The following is a 20,433-nucleotide window of genomic DNA, read 5'->3' as shown; positions in this document are numbered from 1 at the left end:
TAGAAATCAAGTACATATACAGGGGGTGCTTTTTGAAAATCATCAATTATAATCCTTTTTTATCTTGATTTAGACATTCTTATCGTTCTGAAATTTATTTAGGACAGGATTGGTTTTGCGGCTTGTTTCAGCAGACTAGTCAAATCTGATTGTGCAGCAATCTGATATTGCTGTTCCAGTTTTTTTGCTTCTTTAAATTGATCAAAAGCCAAGTCGAAAGCGCCATTTTTTAGATTTATGCGACCATTTTGTATCAAAAGTTTATACTGGGCTTCCTTTATCCTATTTTTAAGCTGCTGTGCGTCATTTCCATCAGGAATGTATGCATTGTACTTGCTTTGATAGGCAATTGCTTCATCAATATATTCATCGGCTGCCTGCAAATTATCACTTTGCAAATAACTTTTCGATTCAGTAATTAACGACTGATATTGTCCCCTATGTGCCAGAATTTGATTTTTCACAATAGCATCTGTGCATGGTACTACATATAAATTCTGACAATAAGCTTCCACTTGAGGAATAAGACCCAGTGCTTGCTGAAACTTGGCAGAAGCTATCAAGGATTCAATGTATGATAAATAATCAGCATAAATATCATGAGCCAATTCAGTAGCCATTAAGGCTGTTTCGGGATCTGGAGTCATGCTATGAAATAAGCTTGTGATTTTTTCGGCTGCATCACCAGTTTTGCCTTCGCTAAAATCAATGGAAGCTAGCTGGAATAATGCTGGTGCAAATGAATGGTTGGCATCTAAGGATTGCATTAACAAGGATTTAGCCCGATGACTATCGCCAGCAAGCATGGCTTCCAATGCTCTTCGATAAAAAATTTCATGCAATATGGAATAGGTATAATTGATAGCCTCACGTGCTTGCTTTAATTTTTGATCCAGAAATGAAATTCTGTTGAGTAATTGAATGGGATCATTTGATTGAAGATTCAGGGTGTTCTGCATTTGACTTCTATCAAAATCAAGCAGCATGTCTTCCATTTGCCTTACAGCATTGTTGTTGCGCTCCAGTTGGTCAGGATTATTGGGGTTCATAATTTCCAAATCGCCCAATGCGTTTCTCATTTTAATATCCCATGCATAATAATCATCAATTTGATTCAATCGTTCTTTTAATTCCTGAACGGTATTGTTTTCATAGGAAAAGGATTTTGTTTTTACGATAAAACGATAATTTCGGGCAATCGAGCTATCTGTATGATAAAAAGTAAAACGCTTGCTATCCCCAAAAGAGGTATTATTAATCTGATAAGATTGGATTAGATTGTCTGCTTTTAACAATTCGCCAGTAAAAGCAACATTTGTTGGCAAAAAGTATTCAGAAATATTGAACTGCTTATAAAATAACTCACTTTTTGAAACAAAATCAAGCATGTCAATATCTATCGTAAGTTTTGGTCCTTTTTTGCTCAGTAATATTTTTTGCTGATGCGAAAATGAAAACTCCAGATTATATACACCCTTATTAAGTGCTCGGGCATATTCTGCTAACATTTGATTTATAATCGCTTGATTATGATCAGCGCTCGATTGATATCGAATCAGATAGTTTTCAGTTGTATTTTTTTGATAAATAATCAGGTCTTGTGCCTGGATAGTCAACGTTATCAGGCAAAGCAGCAGCAGTGTAAGTTTTCTCATATTCTAAAGCATTCGAATTTGTGAGAAACGAAAGTACTAATTATTGCGCTTTTGAGTTGAAAATTTGCTACTTAATTCAGAATAATATTGAAGGTAACTCCGTTAATGCTGATGGTTGCTTCATCATCTCGTGTGCCATCACCATAATCTATAATACGCGTATATTTATTATCAGGCGTAAGTTCCAGAATTCCACTGACTATGTGCTTATAGCCAATTTCCTTTCGTAATGCTCTGGTAATATCTATTATGTAAGCTGAGCCAGTAGATGTTGTTCCACTTCCATTTCCATCAATCAAATACACATCATCCCACCAAATCAGTGTAGAATCGCCTTCAATCCATGTACTTGTTCGATCTGATTTCCAGCGAATAGAATCCCCATTGGGCTTAAACACTTTTGCATCGACCTCAACTGAAAAAGACAAAAAACCATTTTGATTATGACCATTATTGCTAACAGTTTTCAAACCTGTTACTTCATAATCATTCACAAAATATTGATCAAATGTGTGCGTAACAATACTGCCAGAATCTTTATAGGCAGCTGTGAAACTTAATACTATTTTCCCACGTCTGAATCGATTATCAGCACATAAACAATTCGCAGTGCCAAAATCCACCACAATAGTTTTAGGTGAAGTGGTCAAATTCAGTGTAATGCTTGCACAATTACTTAATATGCTTTCGCCTGATTCAGGAATATAGGTAGTTAGTTTGCCTTCAACTGACTGATCGGCAATATTTTGTTCATCAGCAAAAATAGCTTCAACAAGGGCATAGTCCGATGCAAATGAAGTGTCATCATCCATTGTATCCAGTTTTGCACAGGAGGAAGCCCCAACTGCAATAGCTACAACAAGAATCAGAAAAATAAGATTAGAATAACCGGTTTTCATGAAATTAAATTTATGCTATTAAAGCGATGATTAACAAAACTGTATAGTACGAAATTAATGACTTAAATCTTCATATTTATATTAGTTGTCCACTTTTTAGACAAAAAATAATCCCAAATGGTTTTATTTGGGATTATACATCTTAATTAGGTTAGGAATTACAATTTATAATCCTTGTAACGTCAAGTTTTTCGGATGCTTTACAGAATATTGAAAGCGAATTGTTTTGCTTTCATTTGGAGCGAGATCCATTTTCCAGGATAATTTCCCATATTTCTCTAAATATTCTGCTCCGCCTTTATCAATTAGCTCAACTACATAATCTTTGTTGTTACTAATAGGAATTTGATCCAACACATCGATGCTGATTTTTGTTCCCTTTGTATTCCTGATTTTTATTTCATAAGTCATCATATGCTTTATGTTTCCCATCAACGAACTGGTCTTGCATTCACTGAAAACTTTTTGTCTATCAACAATAATTTTCTCATCACGACCAAAAGAAAGCAAAAGTGTATCGACAGTGATGTTGGGATTAATGTAACTCTGACCGATATAGGTATTATCGAGGAAAATATTGGCATATGCAGCCAAGAGGTTCAGTTTTCCCCAATCGGTCAGTTTAGCTAATAAAAATGCTCCCTTATCCATAATAGGTACAGTATGATATTCATAATCAGCAGGTACATCATAATCACTCATGGTAACCAAATGGGCTTTTCCATCAGCTGGTATATTGTATTCCTGATCTACCCTGAACTCCATATTGGTTATGGTTTCAACCATTTCCATCGGAGCATAAAATGCATCTTCTTTTTTCTTTTCATACTCACCTGATCGTTTTATATCCAACCCTTTCACCAAAGCTGTATTAGCGTAAACTGATTGATCATACACTACAGCTGTAACATATGGTGTTAAATACCTGGGGTTTAAAATTGGCCGGCTATTATTCGTGTTTGGATTCCCGGTATTTATGGTCAGTTTTACATTTTTCCAGTTTACACCTGTGTTTTGCACCACATTGGCTTTGTAAACGATCTTCACATTTTTATCTAATCCTTCTGAAAAGATATCATAAATGGGTGTCCAGCTAACCCCGGTAACCACATAGGATAACTCAAAATTGGCTGTTTTACTACTATTTGAAGTAATCTCAACGGTAATCATTCCAACCGGAGTGCTTTTGTTTACATTCATTTGTCCCATCTGGTTTTGAATGCGGCTTCGTATTTCTTTGAGTTTGCTCTCCTTTCTGTTTAATCCAAGGTATTCTTTTTTAATAGCTTTTACTCGTGTCGAATAATAGCTAGCTAGTGCTTTCAATTCATCAACAGAAACACTTTCTTGCGTAGAGCCTAGTTTAATATTTTGATTGAGGAGGTTTTCTTCTGCCGCCAAAACTCTCTTTTGTTCAGCTAACCAGCTTATATCCTCGTTTAACAATTCTACTGAGTCAGATAATACTTTATACTCTTTGCCAATTTCCTTGTCTTTCAGATAGTTAATACCATAGCTTACCGACAAAAGTTTAACACCGGGACTCATTTTAACCTGAATGCTTTGTGCTTGTATGACAGTTTCAAGATCTGTAAAAATGATTTTGTTAATGCCAGTCGACACAGTAGTAGTTGCTGTACGTGTAATTTTTCCATTTTGCCGATATACGGTTGCTTTTGTCATTTCACTTTTAACTTGTTTATCTGCTGCACTAGCAGTCATAATAATGACAAACAATACCAATAAGCTGATTATTTTCTTCATGATTCTATTATTTTTTTGGGATTCAAAAAATTCATCCTGTAGATGCCTTTTCATTCATTTTCCATAAATACCTTAATTATTTTGTATAACACTTTCAAGAACTTTAGCCATTAATGCTCGAATCTCGGATGAATTTCCATTGTAGTTGTTTACTATGAAAGCAAAAATCAGTTCATTTCCACTTTTACACTCTATATAGCCTGCATAGCTTTTAATCCGGTTCATCGAGCCACTTTTTGCATGAATTTTTCCTTTAGCGGTTGCAGAAGTAGCAAACTTTCTGAGCGTACCAGAAACACCTGAAACGGGTAGTGATTCGAAATACAATTGTCCATTTACTTTTGATTTACGCATTAAATATAACAAATGAACCAGTTGTTTGCTTGTTAACGTATTACTTCTCGACAAGCCACTACCATCACCTACAAACATTCCATCAGTATTCAAACCTCTTGAATTCCAATATTTTATAATAGCAGCTGAGCCAACTGAAGTTGAACCTAAGCCAGTTTGTGCATGGGCTATATGACTGATTAAATGTTCTGCATACAAATTATTGCTTCTGAGGTTGGTACGAGTAACAATCTGGGACAGATTTGGCGAAATGATGGACGTAATGGGATATCGTTTTTTATCGAGTTTTACATTTTCGGAATGTAGTTGTCGCATACTACTTGCTTTGCCACTAATTTTTACGCCTGCTTCCTCGAGTTCTCTTTTTAAATACCATGCAGCCAAATAAGGAGGATCAGGAATAGAACCTTCAATTGTAATTTCGCTTTTGTTTTTAGGTATTTTCCCTTTTACAATGCGGTAATTTGAATAATAGCTCCCAATCAGATCAAGATATTGCGATCCATCCTGACTATAATGCAAATGATTTTCAACATAAAAATCGGGTATAAATGGTTTGATGTCCTGATAAGGAACCAAATATTTCCCTACTGCTTCTGGCTGAATAGACAACGTATAGGTGTTTTCAAAAATGGATAAACCAGAAGCTGCGCTTCCGTAATAGGCAGGAATGTCTATCCAGTTCCAGCCATCAGGAGTTATGTCGGTATCAAAAACCAGTTCATCGGCTATAATATCTCCATTTATCACATGAATACCCATATCCTTAATTGCCTTTGCCCAGGCTTCTAAAAAATAGGGTTGATAATATCGATGGTTATATGCTTTCGATCCCAAACAAGGATCTCCCCCACCTTTAATAAAAATATTTCCATTTAAAACACCATATTCTGTATCAAAATTGCCACTATATTCAATCCAAGTTGAAAAGGATGTATCTGATCCTAAAACTTCCAAGGCAGTGGCGGTAGTAAATAACTTCATGGTTGAAGCTGGTATTAGTGCCTTATCTGAATTGTAATCACTAATTATATCCTGATTTGAAGGATCAATCAACAAAAAACCAATACTGGCATTTTGCATAGATAGCTCATTAGCAAAGCTATTAATGGCCAGGTCAGTCGCAGCATTATAATTAATTTGCAAACTATCAAAAGAATGATTCTGGTATTTTGAATATAAAAGAGCTTGCTGTTTGCCAACGCACGAATTAACCAAACTCAAAAATGAGAAAAGCAGAATTAAACTTACTATTGCTATTTTCTTCATCATATTAAATTGTATTTCAAAATTAGCAATCTATAAATTGTTTTTTCATTATAGTAATCCACGATTATGAATATTTTCTATTCAGTAATAATGATTTCAAGAACTACTCAGAATCTCCCCATAAATTTTTACTTTCGTATACTAAATTTTTGACATATAAATTTATTTCAATTTGCTCAAACAATAAAACAATCGAAATACATGTCTTTTCTAGAATTAGCAAAAAAAAGATACTCTTGCAGAGATTATCTGAACAAAGAAGTTGAGGTAGACAAATTAAAATCAGTATTGGAAGCTGGGCGTATTGCTCCTTCAGCTGCTAACCGGCAACCTTGGATTTTTATAGTCATACGAAATCCTGAAATTCGTAAAATGCTGCACGATACATATAAAAGAGATTGGTTTACCAACGCCCCAGTCATTATCGTTGCTTGTGGAAATCATGAACAAAGTTGGGTGAGAACCAGTGATTCAAAAGATCATTGCGATGTGGATATCTCTATTGCATTGGATCACATGACATTAGCCGCCACAGAAGTTGGATTAGCTAGCTGCTGGATTTGTGCTTTTGATGCAAAAATGTGTCACGAATTATTGGAATTACCAGCTCATATTGAGCCCATTGCCTTACTTCCAATGGGTTATCCTGTTGATGAGGCAGATACTGAAAGACATATCAGGCAAAGAAAAGCATTTGAAGATGTTGTGTTTTGGGAGAGGTATCCTTGACAAAACTGCATTGCCTTCCGAAGCGTAGCAAAGGGAGGATAATACTGCTTTGCCATCCGATACAACAGAGGTAGATTGAATAAAAAATTAAAGTTGAATTGATCACAAAAGTCAAAGTAAAAAAGCAAAATCATGAAGTATTTCATCTATATCATTCTCATTTTCATTGCCTTTTCATCTTGCAAACGGGTTAAAGAAAAAGCAAAAAATGCCATTAACGAAAGTGGTGAAATAGTGGGTAAAACAGCCGGTGAGTTTGGGAAAGGAATTAGTGAAGGAGTTGAAGAAACATTTAAAATTGATCTGGAGCTTTCAGATCAATTGGTTGCAAAAGGATTGGAAAGCGGAAAAATAAGCTTGGCAAACGACAGTATTGGAACTGATAATATATTAGTCGTTTATTTAATCTCTAATCAGGATTTTGAACAAACAATTCATGCCAAAGTATTTGATCAGGATGGACTAGAAATGGGCAGAAGCCAAATTGATGTTGCGTTACAAACAGGTGATGCAGCCTATTATGAATTTGTATTTGCCAAGCGTACAAATATTGACCGCAGCAGCAAAATTATGTTAGAATAAAAAAAGCCGGCACCTATTGGAACCGGCTAACACTAAAAGAAACAATTATCAAATCACACCGATTTATTCTGGCTTATCGAAGTGCTTAATTAGACGAAAGAAATAATAAAACCTTACAAATAATAAAATAATTGAATATCCGCAATTGTCCCTATGATGTAAAAATTGCCACAGATTCCACTGATTTGTTTTCATGAGACAAGTGAGATTTCTGCGAATCAGTGGCCTAAACATGAATAGTATTACGGTAAATATGTTTGTGGTATAATAAAAGATATAAGTTAAAATAATTTGAAGAAATGAAAATAATTGTATTGGGTTCAGGGCTGGTGGGAGCTCCTATGGCCATGGATTTGGCCAAAGATCATCAATTTCAAGTAAGCATTGCAGATAAAAGTCAATCGCAACTTGACAGAGTTCCTACAGATTTTCCAATTCAAAAATGGGTAAGGGATCTATCAGATACAAATCAATTGAAAGAACTAGTAAAGGATTTTGATTTGGTTTTGAATGCAGTCCCTGGTTTTATGGGGTTTCAAACACTTAAATCTATTATAGAGGTTGGAAAAGATGTCGTAGATATTTCCTTTTTTCCTGAAGATCCTTTCCAATTGCATCAATTGGCTTTAGAAAAAAATGTAATTGCCATCATGGATTGTGGTGTAGCTCCCGGAATGAGTTACATACTAGCCGCTTATGCAGCAAAAAAAATGGATAAATGCGAAAGAATTGCCATTTATGTTGGTGGATTACCAAAAATCCGAATACAACCTTTCGAATACAAAGCGGTCTTCTCTCCTATTGATGTAATTGAAGAATACACACGGCCCTCGCGTTTTAAGCAAAACAATGAAATTGTCATTAAACCTGCTCTTTCTGATTTAGAATCGATGGATTTTGATGGAATAGGCACGCTTGAAGCATTTAATAGCGATGGTTTGCGGTCCTTACTTCAAACGATTGATTGTCCTGATATGATCGAAAAAACATTGCGCTATCCTGGTCATGTTGACAAAATGAAGTTTTTGAGAGAAATGGGTTTATTCAGTGAAAATGTAATTGATGTAAACGGTGTTTCTATCCGACCGATTGACTTAACTGCTAAGTTGATGTTTCCTATGTGGGAATTGAAAGCTGGAGAAGAAGATCTGACTGTGATGAAAATCATTGTATCAGGCCAAATTGGAGGTAAAACAAAAACCTATACCTATTATTTATTTGATTCGTTCGATACAACTACCCAGGTTCATTCAATGGCACGAACAACAGGCTATACAGCTACTATGGCTGTGCGAATGCTTGCTGCCAGCTTGTATAGTAAAAGAGGAATAAGTCCACCTGAATATATAGGAGACTATCCCGAATGTGTTCAGTTTTTACTCGATGGATTAAAAGAAAGGAATGTGGTTTATAGGGAGAGTATTCGTGAAGAATAGTATTGGGAATGGAGAAATTGTAAAACTGAGAAATTGTAAAATTGCAGTATTACTATTTATTGGTAATTAAAATAGAAATAATGATAAAAATATTTCACAATAACAGATGTAAAAAAAGTCGTGAAGGACTTGAATTCTTGAAAAGCAAAACAAGTGATTTCGAAATTGTTGATTATTTGAACAATCCTCCAAATGCTGATGAGATGAAAACGGTATTAAACCAGCTTGGAATGACTGCTTTGGAAATGGTCAGGAAAAATGAAGACATTTGGAAACAAAAATTCAAAGGCAAGGAAATGAGCGAAGAAGAGATCATAAATGCCATGATTAAAAACCCAAAGCTTATTGAAAGACCCATTATTATAAAAGATGGAAAAGCAGTTCTTGCGCGTCCTGTAGAGAATATTGAGAAATTGTTTTAGGATTTTCCGCACCCTCAGGGTCTCCACTAACGGAAACAAACAGCCTAAATTTGTAAATCTATATCAGGATTAAGCAAAAAACTGTAAACTTATTTTAGGACGATACAATGCAAGACATCAGAGTCCTCTTCGAGAGACTCTGATGAGACAAAAGCAGGGTTTATCTATTGTTCGTCCCCTCAGTGTCTCCACTTACGATAACTCATCACCTTCGTCACAAGAAAATGTGTGACACTGAGATGTAGAATATACTACTTGGGCATCAGCGTCATCTTCGAGAGACGCTGATGAGAATAAAAGCGGGAATCTCCAAATTGTGAATATGAGATTCCCATTTTCATGGGAATGACGCCATTGAGGAATTTTTCGTACACTCAGTGTCTCCACTAACGATAACTCAGCGCCTTTGTTAAAAGAAAATGTGTGACACTGAGATGTAGAACAGAATACTTTGGCAGCAGCGTCCTCTTCGAGAGATGAAGCTGAGAATAAACAATAAACCCCACTCGAAAGCAGGGTTTAACTATTGTAATTTGTGTCTTATCTTACGATAAATTTTTTGGATAATGGCTGACCAGCTACAGTCATGTTCACGATATAAACCCCGGGAGTAAAGTCTCCAAGACTAATAATATTTTTTCTGGAATTAATATCAACAGTTTGCATTTTTTGTCCGACAGAATTGAATATATTTACTTGATTTCCATCGACATGAACACCATTTGTTTTTATAATCAAATTATTGGGTCCGCTAAATACCTGGATGGCTTTTGTTGGATCGTCTAAAACAGATGAACTTTTAACACCAGCCCAAATCTGTGTTTCAGGTGAGCTTTCGTAAGCATAATCCTTAATAATAAAAGCTGTTCCATTGGATGTAATATCCAGTCTTGCCCAACCATAATGCCATTTACCATTGATGCTTATTCGCAATCCTAAATATTTATCAGTTGCATTTTGCCAGTCGCCACCTTTGAAATTATAACTTCCATAAACACCATTGTAGTACATCATTCCATACGAACTATTGAACCAAATTTGTCCATTTTCCTCAATATCGTCATTGGCATCCAGCATTGCAGGATAAAACGATATGTCGGAATAAGTAGAGCTTACAATGGTATCACCTAAAACTTCATTATTATTTAATGCCTGTAAACCAATTAAATTAAGAAATGAAGTAGATCCATAGCTATATGCTATATGAATCACATTGAAGTCTCCAACTGCATCCTGATTCAAATCAATCATATATGAACTATCACTTAACATGACATCAGGATTAACATCGGTATAGACGATTTGCGCATTTGAAACGGAAGTGGCAGCCACCACTCCTGCTGCTATGGCTGAATAGGTTTTAAGTTTAGATTCCAAAGATGATTGTGTAAACTTTTCTTTTTTCATAGAACTTGTATTAATGAAATGTAAAATTACAATTTGGAGCAGGGAGTTTCCTAATTATTTCTATGGTGTTTTTCCACATTCGAAATAGAAATAAGACCATAAAATAGTCTTAATTGCTTATAACAATCTTTTTATAATACTGATTGTCTGGCGTTAATAATAGCATAATATAAACACCATTGCTTAAGCTATGTGGAATTTCCTCATTTGATGAAATCTCCTTACGCTCTAATTGAAGTTGACCATCCACACTAAAAACCTGCAATTGGCTTCCAGAAGGAATAAGAAAATCAGTTGATAGGACTAATTTATTATCTGAATTATACGGATTAAAAGCATTGTATTTATCTGCTAAAATGGAAACTTTACTACTTAATTTAAACTGATCAGAAGGTTCTGACAATACATTTTTAGAAGCAAAAACACCATCTGCAATGCTCATAATATAAACATGATAATTCGTATTGTCTTTAATTAAATCACCATCCGTATCTTTTAAACTAGCGTCCAGTACTTTTTCGATATCACTTCCGGTTTTGTCGACATTAATGAATTTTGCAGGGCCACAAGCTTTGGCCACATCGATTGTAAAGCTATTCACTTTCTCTGTTTTGATCACAAATATGCGATACTGGCTAACTTTACTCTCATCAGAAGCCATAGCAAAATTAACCTGTACATCACTCCCATTGTTATGATCGCTAATATCGATTGCAGTAGGTTTGCCAGCTTCAGAGGAAGGAACATGCAATACTACATATTTCTGATTAGTTGACAAGATAGGTTCAGTGGCGTTAACACCATCGGGAACACTCAACACATAGGCTTTGTAATAAACACCATTCTTAATCAGATCACCATTTTTATCTTTAGCATTTGTTGGTAGAGTCGTCATAATATCGTTACCCGTTTTTGCAACTGTAGTGTAATAATCTGATGACAATGTCATGGCCAAAGCAGGACTTAATTGTATGGTATCAGTGGTTTTTACAAGGATTATACGGTATTCATTGACTTTTGTTTCATCAATGGCTTTTCTGAAACTTATTTGCATATCGGACGGATCGCCTTGATCGGCAACATCTACTGCCGTTAGTTCGCTAATACCGTAGGTTGTTAAAGCTTCGCCACAGATAATGGCATGTCCGGAACGAAATTCAAAAGCATAATCTTTCACAATAAATTTCTTCGCATCAACATCTACATCCAGGCGTGCCCATCCGAAGTATGAATTTCCGTTCAAAATTATTTTGATTCCTACATACTTATCCTCTACGCCTATCCAATTTCCATAATCGTTATTGCTTTGCCAATTCATGGTGCCATAATCTCTATCATGCCAATTTGGATTATTACCATCAATACTAGCACCCTGATCTAAAGCAAAAGGGTAAAAATAATAACCATAGGTGTTACCCAATACTTCTACACTATCGCCCAATTGCATATTTACAAACTGTCCATTATCATGAAATCCGGAAAAAACCCGTAAATCGTGGAATTTATCTTCGTTTATATCAAAAATATATTCTGCAGTATCTGTTTTTTGAACATCTTCATACAAATCAGTATAAAGAACTTGTGCATCAGATGCTAGCGGATTAGCCATAACACCAACTGCGATTACGGAATAAGCTGCTAATTGAATATCGAGTGATTGTTTTCTGTTTTTGGATTTCATGATCATGTTTTTTTTAACAGGGATTAGTATATTTTAAATCGCTTTTGTAACCATTTTAGGTAAGAAAATATAACTGATAATAAAATGTCACTTCAAACGAAAGCACATTCCTTCAATTTTGCATCCTATCCTTGCTATGCCTTTTTATTGCGATATAAATCAGGATCAACAGCTTTAATGGCATTTTCCATATCGAGCTGATAATTTAAAAACTCATTTACCTTTTCAATTTCTTCGAATGGATTGGCAATAATGTCTGTATAATTCATGTATAAAAGTTCCACATTGGGTTCTTTTTTTTGCCAAACATCAACTTTTTTCAATTCGTTTTCAAAAGCCGTAGCAATGGCTACAGGAAAAGCATCATCTTTTTTACCTAGCATTTTTTGTTGAGAAGCAACAACTTCATAAATGTCTCTTTGCATAAAAACAATTTTAAAGTCGATATTATTTGGTAAAAACTTCAATAAATGAGCAATTACTTTAATCACTTTTCCATCAGCCTCAGGGAGCCAGTCATTTTTTTGAGTAAGTTTTTTCACTTTCTCCAATTCATAATATCCCTTTGGATTATTATCATCGGCTTTTCGTGCCTCATCAGTTAAAATAGTTAACCCACCTGCATCCAAAATTTGCATCATCATGGAGGTACCTGATCTTGGCAATCCTGATACAATAATTACTGTTCCCTTCATTTGTTCTACTAATATTTTATCATGAAAAGATGCTTTTGCTTCATCTTTCAATTTATCTCTATAAATTTTTACCAACCAGCGTCTGGCTTTGTTGAGTCGTGGCATCATACTTAATGCTACTTCAAATGCCTGTGATGACTCCACATATTTTTCAAGCATAAACAAAGCCTCACCCAAATGATAATGAGCAGGTGGAAAATGATACATCAGGCCAATCGCATTAAGTGCTTCATGTGCAGCTTGCTCATATTTCCCTTGTCGTAAATAACTAATACCAAGGCCATGATAGGCGGCAGCATTACCATCATCAATATCCAATGCTTTTAAAAATGCCCCTTCAGCATCTTTGTATCTTCTGGTCTGTAAATATATTTTTCCTAGTTCAAGATGCAATCCGGGTAAACGTGGATTGGCCTTTTCCGCTTCCTTGAATAGTTTTAATGCTTTATGTGGTTTGTTTTTGTAGGTATTCAATAAACCTTCCAGTAAATCGAGGCTTGGTACGGGCTGATCTTTTAATTGTTTAAGGTTCTCAATAATTTTGGTAGCTGCTGCTACTTGCTTGGTTTGTAAATACCAGTTAGCTAAATCCAGATTATAGCGAAGATCCTCTGAGTTTTTTGCAAAAAGCTCTTCAACCAATTGTATGGCTTTATCGTATTTACCCGCACTCGCGTGAACCTTCGCTAAATTATAGTGTGCTTCGTTGGTTACGTTTTCCATGGCCTTGTTTTTATCAGGTCCAGGATCTTCCATATAACCAAGTTCTACCAATTGCTTCAAAGCCTCAGCAGATTCGTAAGTATCCTCCTTAATATGATCAGGATGATTGCCAAAATTACCTTCTTCTTTTTCCCAGCTTTCAATGTATTCTGGAAGTTTAGGTTCTTCAAATGCATTCAGCAATACTTTTCCATCCATATCTTTTCCCAAAGGCAAGTCATAAATAGATAAAATTGTTGGTGTAATATCCAATAAAGAAGCACCATAAATTCTCTCATCCTTCCGAATACCGGGTCCGGCCATGCATATGATACCATAGGGTCTGTGCTCTAAGGCAGGAGCTGCAGGTAATTTGGGTAATGACAATGGTCTCAAATGATCGGAATGAAAACCATGATCAGAAATAAGAATGACTGTTGTGTCATCTCCAGCCAAATCCATCATTCTTTCCAGCATCATATCATGATAGATATATCCCCCATCTATAACATCTTTGTAATGATTGAATAAATCATCAGGAATACCTTTGAGTTGGGGTGCTCTGAATTTCATAAACCCATGGCCATAATGATCGATAGCATCGAAATAAACAGCCATGAAATCCCATTCTGTATTTTCCATCAACCAAGTAGCTGATGCCTGAACACTTGCTGCATCTGCTGTAATTTTAGCAACAGATGATAAACGTTTGTCTTTATCCTGATCAATATCTGCTGCATTAGGTACAAATGGCAAAATATGAGCTGCTGTCAGTTCTCCGGGATGCACCCGATACTTCTTGAGTGTTTTAATCATTTCCTCAGGATGTATGGTTCCCTTTTGCATGGGCCAAGGCTTTCCATAAGGTTTTCCGGCCGTTTTATAGAAATTCGAAACAACAACTCCATCAATTGGTTCTGCAGGATGACTAGGCCACCAGCTAACCACATTGGATTTTAATCCTTTGCTGTTGAGAATATTCCAAATAGCATGTACTTTTCGCGAAGTGACATTAATGGGTCTAACACCTCCAACATTAGGTACTGGTTCTGCAAATCCAAGAATACCGTGTTTATCAGCACGCATCCCCGTAGCAATAGAAGTCCATAACATGGGCGAAAGTGGAGGATCGAGTGTGGCTATGTTACCGATTACTCCTCTATTCACCAATTTTTCCAAGGCTGGCATTTTACCAGCATCCATTAAAGGATTGATCACTTTCCAATCAGCAGCATCCCAGCCTATTAATAATACTTTTTGTTTTTTCATCCACTTATTTATTCAGCTCTTTACTTTTCTTAATTTCCTTTCTAATGGCTTCTCTTCTCACTTTTCGCCAAGCTTCCAGACCAACTGCACCTAATGCAAGCAAACCTAAAGAGCCATCAACGGGAATTTCATAAGTTGGATATTCTTTATTTTTCTCTTTCAATTTATTTTCTTTTGTTCGATTTGTTTATTCCTAATTGCTTACAATAATAGGTATTTTAGGAAGGAAAATGGGTTATTTAATCGATGGAAATAAAATTTAACATGCAGCTATTTGATGCATGATATTTGCTTTTATGAAGGACTCAATGAACATGAAAAAATAATTATGGAAAGTAATTCAAAATCAATGGAAGGCAAATTAGCTATGTATTCAGCTGTTGCCCTAGGTGTTTTAGCTGCATCACAAGCACAAGCACAGGTTTATCATACAGATATCAATCCAGATAAAACAATCACTGCTAATGATTCTTTCCTTTTGGATCTGAACAATGACGGGATGATGGATTTCAACCTGAAGGCAGCTCAAATAAATACCACTTCCACTACCTATGGATTAAATATAGTGGCCAATATAGACTATGTAGGGATAGAGCCTATGAATGGTAATGAAATATTGTTACAAAGCAGTTATATCTCATCATCCAACTATCTAAGTGTTGTTGGACTTTTAAACCAGAATGATGAAATTAAAGATGTGAGCGGAGGCTCCTCCTTTTGGTCCGATTCGTATAACATAATGAATGCTAAAGGACTTGTTAAAATAATGATGGGTAGTGTTACCTATGCCTCATACCCCATTGATATGGGATTATTTGATGGTGTTGTAGACAAATTTATTGGTTTACGCCTCAAGCAGGTTGAAAATGGTGACACACTTTCTCGCTATGGTTGGATTCGGGTTGACGTAGCTGCTGATGCTAAAAGTTTTGTTGTGAAAGATTATGGCATGGAAGGTACTCCTGATAAATCCGTTTTTGCTGGAGTAACATCATCTGATTTGGAAGAAAATGCACTGGCAACAAATACAAAGATTTTTGTCAGAAACAGAAATCTTATCATTAAACAATCAGCAATAAAAACCGAGGAATTTGATGTTCGTGTTGTGGATATGAATGGTCGGGAAGTAACGAGCAAAAAGATTAGTGCTGCATATGAAAGCCTTGATTTATCTCAAGAAGCAAAAGGTATTTATATCGTTCAAATTATGGCCAATAGCACTAGTTTTCAGAAGAAAGTTATTTTGAAATAATTCACCTTTGATTTTAAATACAGTGTTTAAGGATGCGAAAGAATTCTTTTAAAAGCACCAAAAGTCAAAATATAAATAGCAAATAATACTCAATATTTAAAAACAAAAAACCAAGTTTGTATAAAAATGATATAACGAATTATCATTCTAAGATTTGATTATTGAAGTTTGTTGTTAATTTGTTACTTGAAAATTGATATTTGCGATTTATGTGAGATTTGAGAATTGACGTTTTGTGATTTATTAGGATTTTTTCTAAATGTTCTACGATAAAACGCTAACAACCTAAGGATATCACTCGGTATCCTTTTTTTTATGCTTAATTCAATACAAATCGAACAGGTAAATATATCCTGACACATTCAGGAATACCATACAAGCTGCCTGGCTCCCAATCCGACATTAAACCGATAATGCGTAAAACCTCTTTATTAATATTGGGTGTAATTCCCTTTTTGATTGCTACATCTTGAATGTTTCCATTTTTATTGACAACAAATTCTACGACAACCAGTCCTTGTATGCCATTGTCTCTTTCGAGATCAGGATACTGGATATTCTTCCAAAGGAATTTATTTCGGCCACTGTCACCATCCTTAAATTGAGGTGGATTTTCAAATATTAGCAACAAGGAATCAGCAGTTGGTTTAATAGAGGAGTCTATTTCAAAAGTAGTATTTAACCCGCATGCAGACTTAATTTGAAAGCTATCAGAAAGTGCTGTTAATTCACCTTTTTGGTTCATTCGAAAACTACTTCCATCCTGAACAACAAACGCATTGCCTTTGTAAAAGGAAATTCCTTCTTCAAACCACTCATTACTAATTAATTCGCCAGACAGCTTGATAAAATTGTACTTACAGGTATCATTATCAACAATTCTAAGCATGAAGTAATCATACCTAAACGGGTAAACAAAATCATATTCAAATGAAATGACAACACGCCCACTTTTATCAATTACTCCCCATTTTCCATTTTTAGACACACGAGCATATGATTGATTAAAATCCGCAACCGTATCGAATTCCAAAGGGATGATAATTTCTTCCTTGGCATTTACAAATCCATATTTTGAATTGTTTCGATACCTCGATAAACCCTCTGTTTCCAAAACATAATAATTCATGGTTAAATAGCCCAAGCCCCTTCCATTTTTATCAATACTTGTTATTCGACCATTTATTTTCACTTTTGCATATCCATCCTTAAATGGCCAAGCTTCCTCATAAATAATAGGGATAATTACTTTGCCTCTATTATTTATATAGCCCCAACTGTCTACAAATTTTACAGCAGCGAGTCCTTCGGAGAAGTCTTTTGCCTCTTTATATTTTCCTTTAACTGTTTTTTTTCCATCTTCATTCACAAAAATGTAGTAATCACCTTTGTTTACAGCTTTGTAGTCGATTGAACTCTGACTAAAAGCAGAATTGGAAATGAACAATAATAGAAAAATTGGAATGAAGTTGGAGAAGTGATAATTTGATTTAAGCTTCATTTGAGCATTTATTTATGGTTGAAGAAAGAAAGCAATTTATAATTAATAAGTTTTATTTTGGCTGATAACGTGACTTATCAGCAAAAAAATCCATAATCCATGTTTTATTATTGAATTTAGCTGAATGCATTACTCCAGAAGGAATAAAATAAGAATCACCTTTTTGATAGTTTTTTGTTTTACCATCAATTGTTAAGTCCATATCTCCTTCAAATACATAACCCCACTGAGCTCCATGTTTATGAGCTGCTACTTCTCCTATGGCTTCAATTTCAAAATAGACAATCTGATGATTTTCTGCTTGTGATATCCATGCTTTAACACCTTTGAAAGGGACATCTGCTTCCGGTAAACCCTGAATCAAGGCTGGGTAAAATTTAGTTGTTTCCATCTTACGAATTGAAGATCAAAAATAAGCATTAATGTGCTGAAAATAATAGAGATAGATTATTTCAGCATTCGAAACATAGGTTATTTATAAAAATAAAAGGAATAATTGGTTAAATTAATTTAGGCATTGACATATGAATCGAGCATGAGTAAGGTATTCCTCACATAAGGGGATGATTATCATGTGAGTTCCATCTGACAACTAAAAAAAAATTATAAACAGATGAATTATTTTTAATATATTTGATCATCCCTCCAATGCATAAGAGCTAAAAAAATTATTATGAAAAAATTATTTACACTATATATTCTTGTTTTATTGTCATTTATTTCATTCAATTCATCTGCATATACCTATATCTATTCAGGTAATGTATCGGGAAACTGGACAAGCAGCGGTTCACCATATTATGTTTTTGGAGATATCACTATTGCTGATAATACCACTTTAACCATTGATCCCGGAGTTGAAGTTTATTTTGTTGGGCATTATAAATTAGCGGTTCAGGGAAGACTACTGGCTATTGGACAAGACTCAAATTTTATAAGCATAAAAGCCTATTATATTTCCACTGGTTTTAAAGGCATCCGTTTCGATAATACAGCTTCTACAAATGATAGTTCCAAATTAGTTTATTGCAATATTCTTTATGGAAAAGCCAATGCAGGAACTTTTGAAGAAAAACAAGGTGGAGCTTTATTTGTTAAGGGATTCTCAAAATTACTTGTTCAAAATTGTGTAATTAGTAATAATCTGGCAACCAACTATGGAGGAGCCATATCTTGCCGAACAGGGGCCTCTCCTACTATCAGTAATAATATTATCTGCAACAACCAATCAGGATCAAATGGGGGTGCTATTTATATGTATTCATCCTCCAATCCACTTTTAGTAGGAAACACCATTGTTAATAATTACGCATCATCTTCAGGTGGAGGTATTTATGCAAACGGAACTACACCATATATTACCAATAGCATTATTTATGGTAACGAAGCTGCTTACTCAGCTGATAATCTATACCCATCCACATTAAACATTGTCTATTTTTGTGATATTGAAGGTGGATATTCAAACGGTTATTATAACATTGATGCAGATCCTCTTTTTATATCTCCGTCCTCTTCAACAGGAACTTCTTCCCAAGGATTTAATAGCAATTGGCGATTGCAATCCTCTTCCCCATGTATTGATGAAGGCTATCAGTCTATTTCATTTGGTTTTGATCCATTATATGATTTAGATGGTTATATACGAGTAGATCATGATGACATGGATATGGGTGCCTACGAATACGTCCAAAGCACACAATTCTGTGGTAATATTACAACTAATACGAGCTGGTCGGGACAAATTTTGGTGAATTGTGATGTTACGGTTAACCATGGGGTCACCCTAAGTATAGCTCCAGGAACAAAAGTGCTATTTAATGGGCATCATAAATTTGAAATCAAAGGACGTGTTTTGGCTCAAGGAAGCAAGGATTCCTTTATTATTATGTCAGCCTATTACAAAAATGTTGGATGGAAAGGCATTCGATATAGCGGTGTTTCCTCTTCCAACGATACAACAAAATTTCAATATTGTAAAATAACTTATGGAAAAGCAAATGGCACTTCTTATCCAGATTACTATGGTGGAGGATTCTACATTACTGGAGGAAAAATAATTGTCGAAAACTGTATGATTGCAAATAATTATAGTAGTCGTTATGGTGGAGGAATATATGCAACTAGTTTAAATGGAACTTCTCGCATTTCAAATAACCTGATGGTAAACAATGAAGCGGAATATTATGGTGGAGGAATGTTTTTGTCCAGTTGTTCTGGTATTATTGCCAATAATACGCTTTCAAAAAATCAGGTCAATCTTTATTATGGAGGTGCAGCATACATTTATAATGTTCCGAATGTAATCAATTGTATCTTTTATGATAACTACAGAACGAATGCATCTTCGTATAAAGAATTATATACAGGTGGTTCTACTTCAATAACTTATTCTTGTATAGAGGGAGGATTTTCAGGAACGGGCAATATTAGTTCAGACCCACTTTTCACCTACCCTTCTTATTCATCAGGAATAGATTATGATGGTTTAAGCTACAGAGATTGGTCATTGCAATCGACCTCTCCGTGTATTAATGCAGGAAGTCCTTCTATTACTGGCTTGTATTTACCTACTAATGATTTAGTTGGTAAAGAAAGAGTGTTTAATTCAATAGTTGATATGGGGCCCTATGAAGACAAATCTTTTATTACAGTTTGTGGTAATATTAGTAATAACACAACTTGGGATGCCAATAAAGTAAAGATTACATGCGATGTTACTGTTCAGCCTGGGGTAACACTCACAATTGATCCGGGCGTTATTGTCGAGTTTCAGGGAAATTTTTCTATCCGTGTAAAAGGGAATATATTGGCAG

General features: G+C 35.1%; 16 protein-coding genes. 6 read left to right on the top strand and 10 right to left on the bottom strand.

The genetic code is table 11. The annotated features are described in order from the left end of the window. Positions 1-98 precede the first annotated feature (98 nt). The 4 genes from HOG71_09710 to dacB form a co-directional block, all read right to left on the bottom strand. Complete coding sequence (locus HOG71_09710) at positions 99-1,655, bottom strand: hypothetical protein (GenBank protein MBT5991114.1); 1,557 nt, start codon at positions 1,653-1,655, stop codon at positions 99-101. Positions 1,656-1,726: 71 nt separating this feature from the next. Next, positions 1,727-2,554 (bottom strand): hypothetical protein, encoded by an 828-nt coding sequence (locus tag HOG71_09705; protein MBT5991113.1) that lies wholly within the window; start codon positions 2,552-2,554, stop codon positions 1,727-1,729. A 165-nt stretch (positions 2,555-2,719) separates the two neighbouring features. Continuing rightward, positions 2,720-4,318 (bottom strand): DUF4139 domain-containing protein, encoded by a 1,599-nt coding sequence (locus tag HOG71_09700; protein MBT5991112.1) that lies wholly within the window; start codon positions 4,316-4,318, stop codon positions 2,720-2,722. Positions 4,319-4,390: 72 nt separating this feature from the next. After that, positions 4,391-5,941 (bottom strand): D-alanyl-D-alanine carboxypeptidase/D-alanyl-D-alanine-endopeptidase, encoded by a 1,551-nt coding sequence (gene dacB / locus HOG71_09695; GenBank protein MBT5991111.1) that lies wholly within the window; start codon positions 5,939-5,941, stop codon positions 4,391-4,393. A 201-nt stretch (positions 5,942-6,142) separates the two neighbouring features. Here dacB and HOG71_09690 point away from each other — a divergent pair, with 201 nt between their 5' ends. The 4 genes from HOG71_09690 (at position 6,143) to arsC (ending at position 9,110) form a co-directional block, all read left to right on the top strand. Beyond that, complete coding sequence (locus tag HOG71_09690) at positions 6,143-6,670, top strand: nitroreductase (protein ID MBT5991110.1); 528 nt, start codon at positions 6,143-6,145, stop codon at positions 6,668-6,670. Between the two features lie 132 nt (positions 6,671-6,802). Beyond that, a complete protein-coding gene (locus HOG71_09685) occupies positions 6,803-7,252 on the top strand; it encodes a hypothetical protein (protein ID MBT5991109.1) in 450 nt (149 codons plus the stop codon). A 299-nt stretch (positions 7,253-7,551) separates the two neighbouring features. Further along, entirely contained in the window at positions 7,552-8,688 is a 1,137-nt protein-coding gene (locus tag HOG71_09680) for a saccharopine dehydrogenase (protein ID MBT5991108.1), read from the top strand. Between the two features lie 80 nt (positions 8,689-8,768). Continuing rightward, entirely contained in the window at positions 8,769-9,110 is a 342-nt protein-coding gene (arsC, locus tag HOG71_09675) for an arsenate reductase (glutaredoxin) (GenBank protein MBT5991107.1), read from the top strand. A 540-nt stretch (positions 9,111-9,650) separates the two neighbouring features. Here the strand turns inward: arsC and HOG71_09670 are convergent. From HOG71_09670 to HOG71_09655, 4 genes are all read right to left on the bottom strand, one after another. Continuing rightward, positions 9,651-10,517, bottom strand: a complete 867-nt coding sequence (locus HOG71_09670; protein MBT5991106.1) for a T9SS type A sorting domain-containing protein — start codon at positions 10,515-10,517, stop codon at positions 9,651-9,653. 109 nt (positions 10,518-10,626) lie between these two features. Continuing rightward, on the bottom strand, positions 10,627-12,198 hold the full coding sequence (locus HOG71_09665; GenBank protein MBT5991105.1) for a T9SS type A sorting domain-containing protein: 1,572 nt from the start codon (positions 12,196-12,198) through the stop codon (positions 10,627-10,629). Positions 12,199-12,332: 134 nt separating this feature from the next. Beyond that, a complete protein-coding gene (locus HOG71_09660) occupies positions 12,333-14,864 on the bottom strand; it encodes a tetratricopeptide repeat protein (GenBank protein ID MBT5991104.1) in 2,532 nt (843 codons plus the stop codon). A 4-nt stretch (positions 14,865-14,868) separates the two neighbouring features. Continuing rightward, entirely contained in the window at positions 14,869-15,027 is a 159-nt protein-coding gene (locus tag HOG71_09655) for a hypothetical protein (GenBank protein MBT5991103.1), read from the bottom strand. 165 nt (positions 15,028-15,192) lie between these two features. On the opposite strand from HOG71_09655, the gene HOG71_09650 reads away from it, so the two are divergent. Further along, entirely contained in the window at positions 15,193-16,116 is a 924-nt protein-coding gene (locus tag HOG71_09650) for a T9SS type A sorting domain-containing protein (protein ID MBT5991102.1), read from the top strand. 319 nt (positions 16,117-16,435) lie between these two features. Here HOG71_09650 and HOG71_09645 read toward each other — a convergent pair whose 3' ends face one another. Further along, positions 16,436-17,617: a TonB family protein gene (locus HOG71_09645; GenBank protein ID MBT5991101.1), complete on the bottom strand. Its 1,182-nt coding sequence runs from the start codon at positions 17,615-17,617 to the stop codon at positions 16,436-16,438. 52 nt (positions 17,618-17,669) lie between these two features. Continuing rightward, positions 17,670-18,008 carry a cupin domain-containing protein gene (locus tag HOG71_09640; protein ID MBT5991100.1) on the bottom strand — a complete coding sequence of 113 codons (339 nt, stop codon included), beginning with the start codon at positions 18,006-18,008 and terminating at the stop codon, positions 17,670-17,672. 282 nt (positions 18,009-18,290) lie between these two features. On the opposite strand from HOG71_09640, the gene HOG71_09635 reads away from it, so the two are divergent. Further along, positions 18,291-20,433, top strand: a 2,143-nt coding sequence (locus HOG71_09635; protein ID MBT5991099.1) for a hypothetical protein, incomplete at its 3' end; no start/stop codon positions are given.

It is taken from the genome of Bacteroidota bacterium (genome assembly GCA_018698135.1).
Taxonomy (GTDB): domain Bacteria; phylum Bacteroidota; class Bacteroidia; order CAILMK01; family JAAYUY01; genus JABINZ01.
Note: the sequence above shows the minus strand (reverse complement) of the source record. Positions and strands in the feature narration are given on the sequence as shown.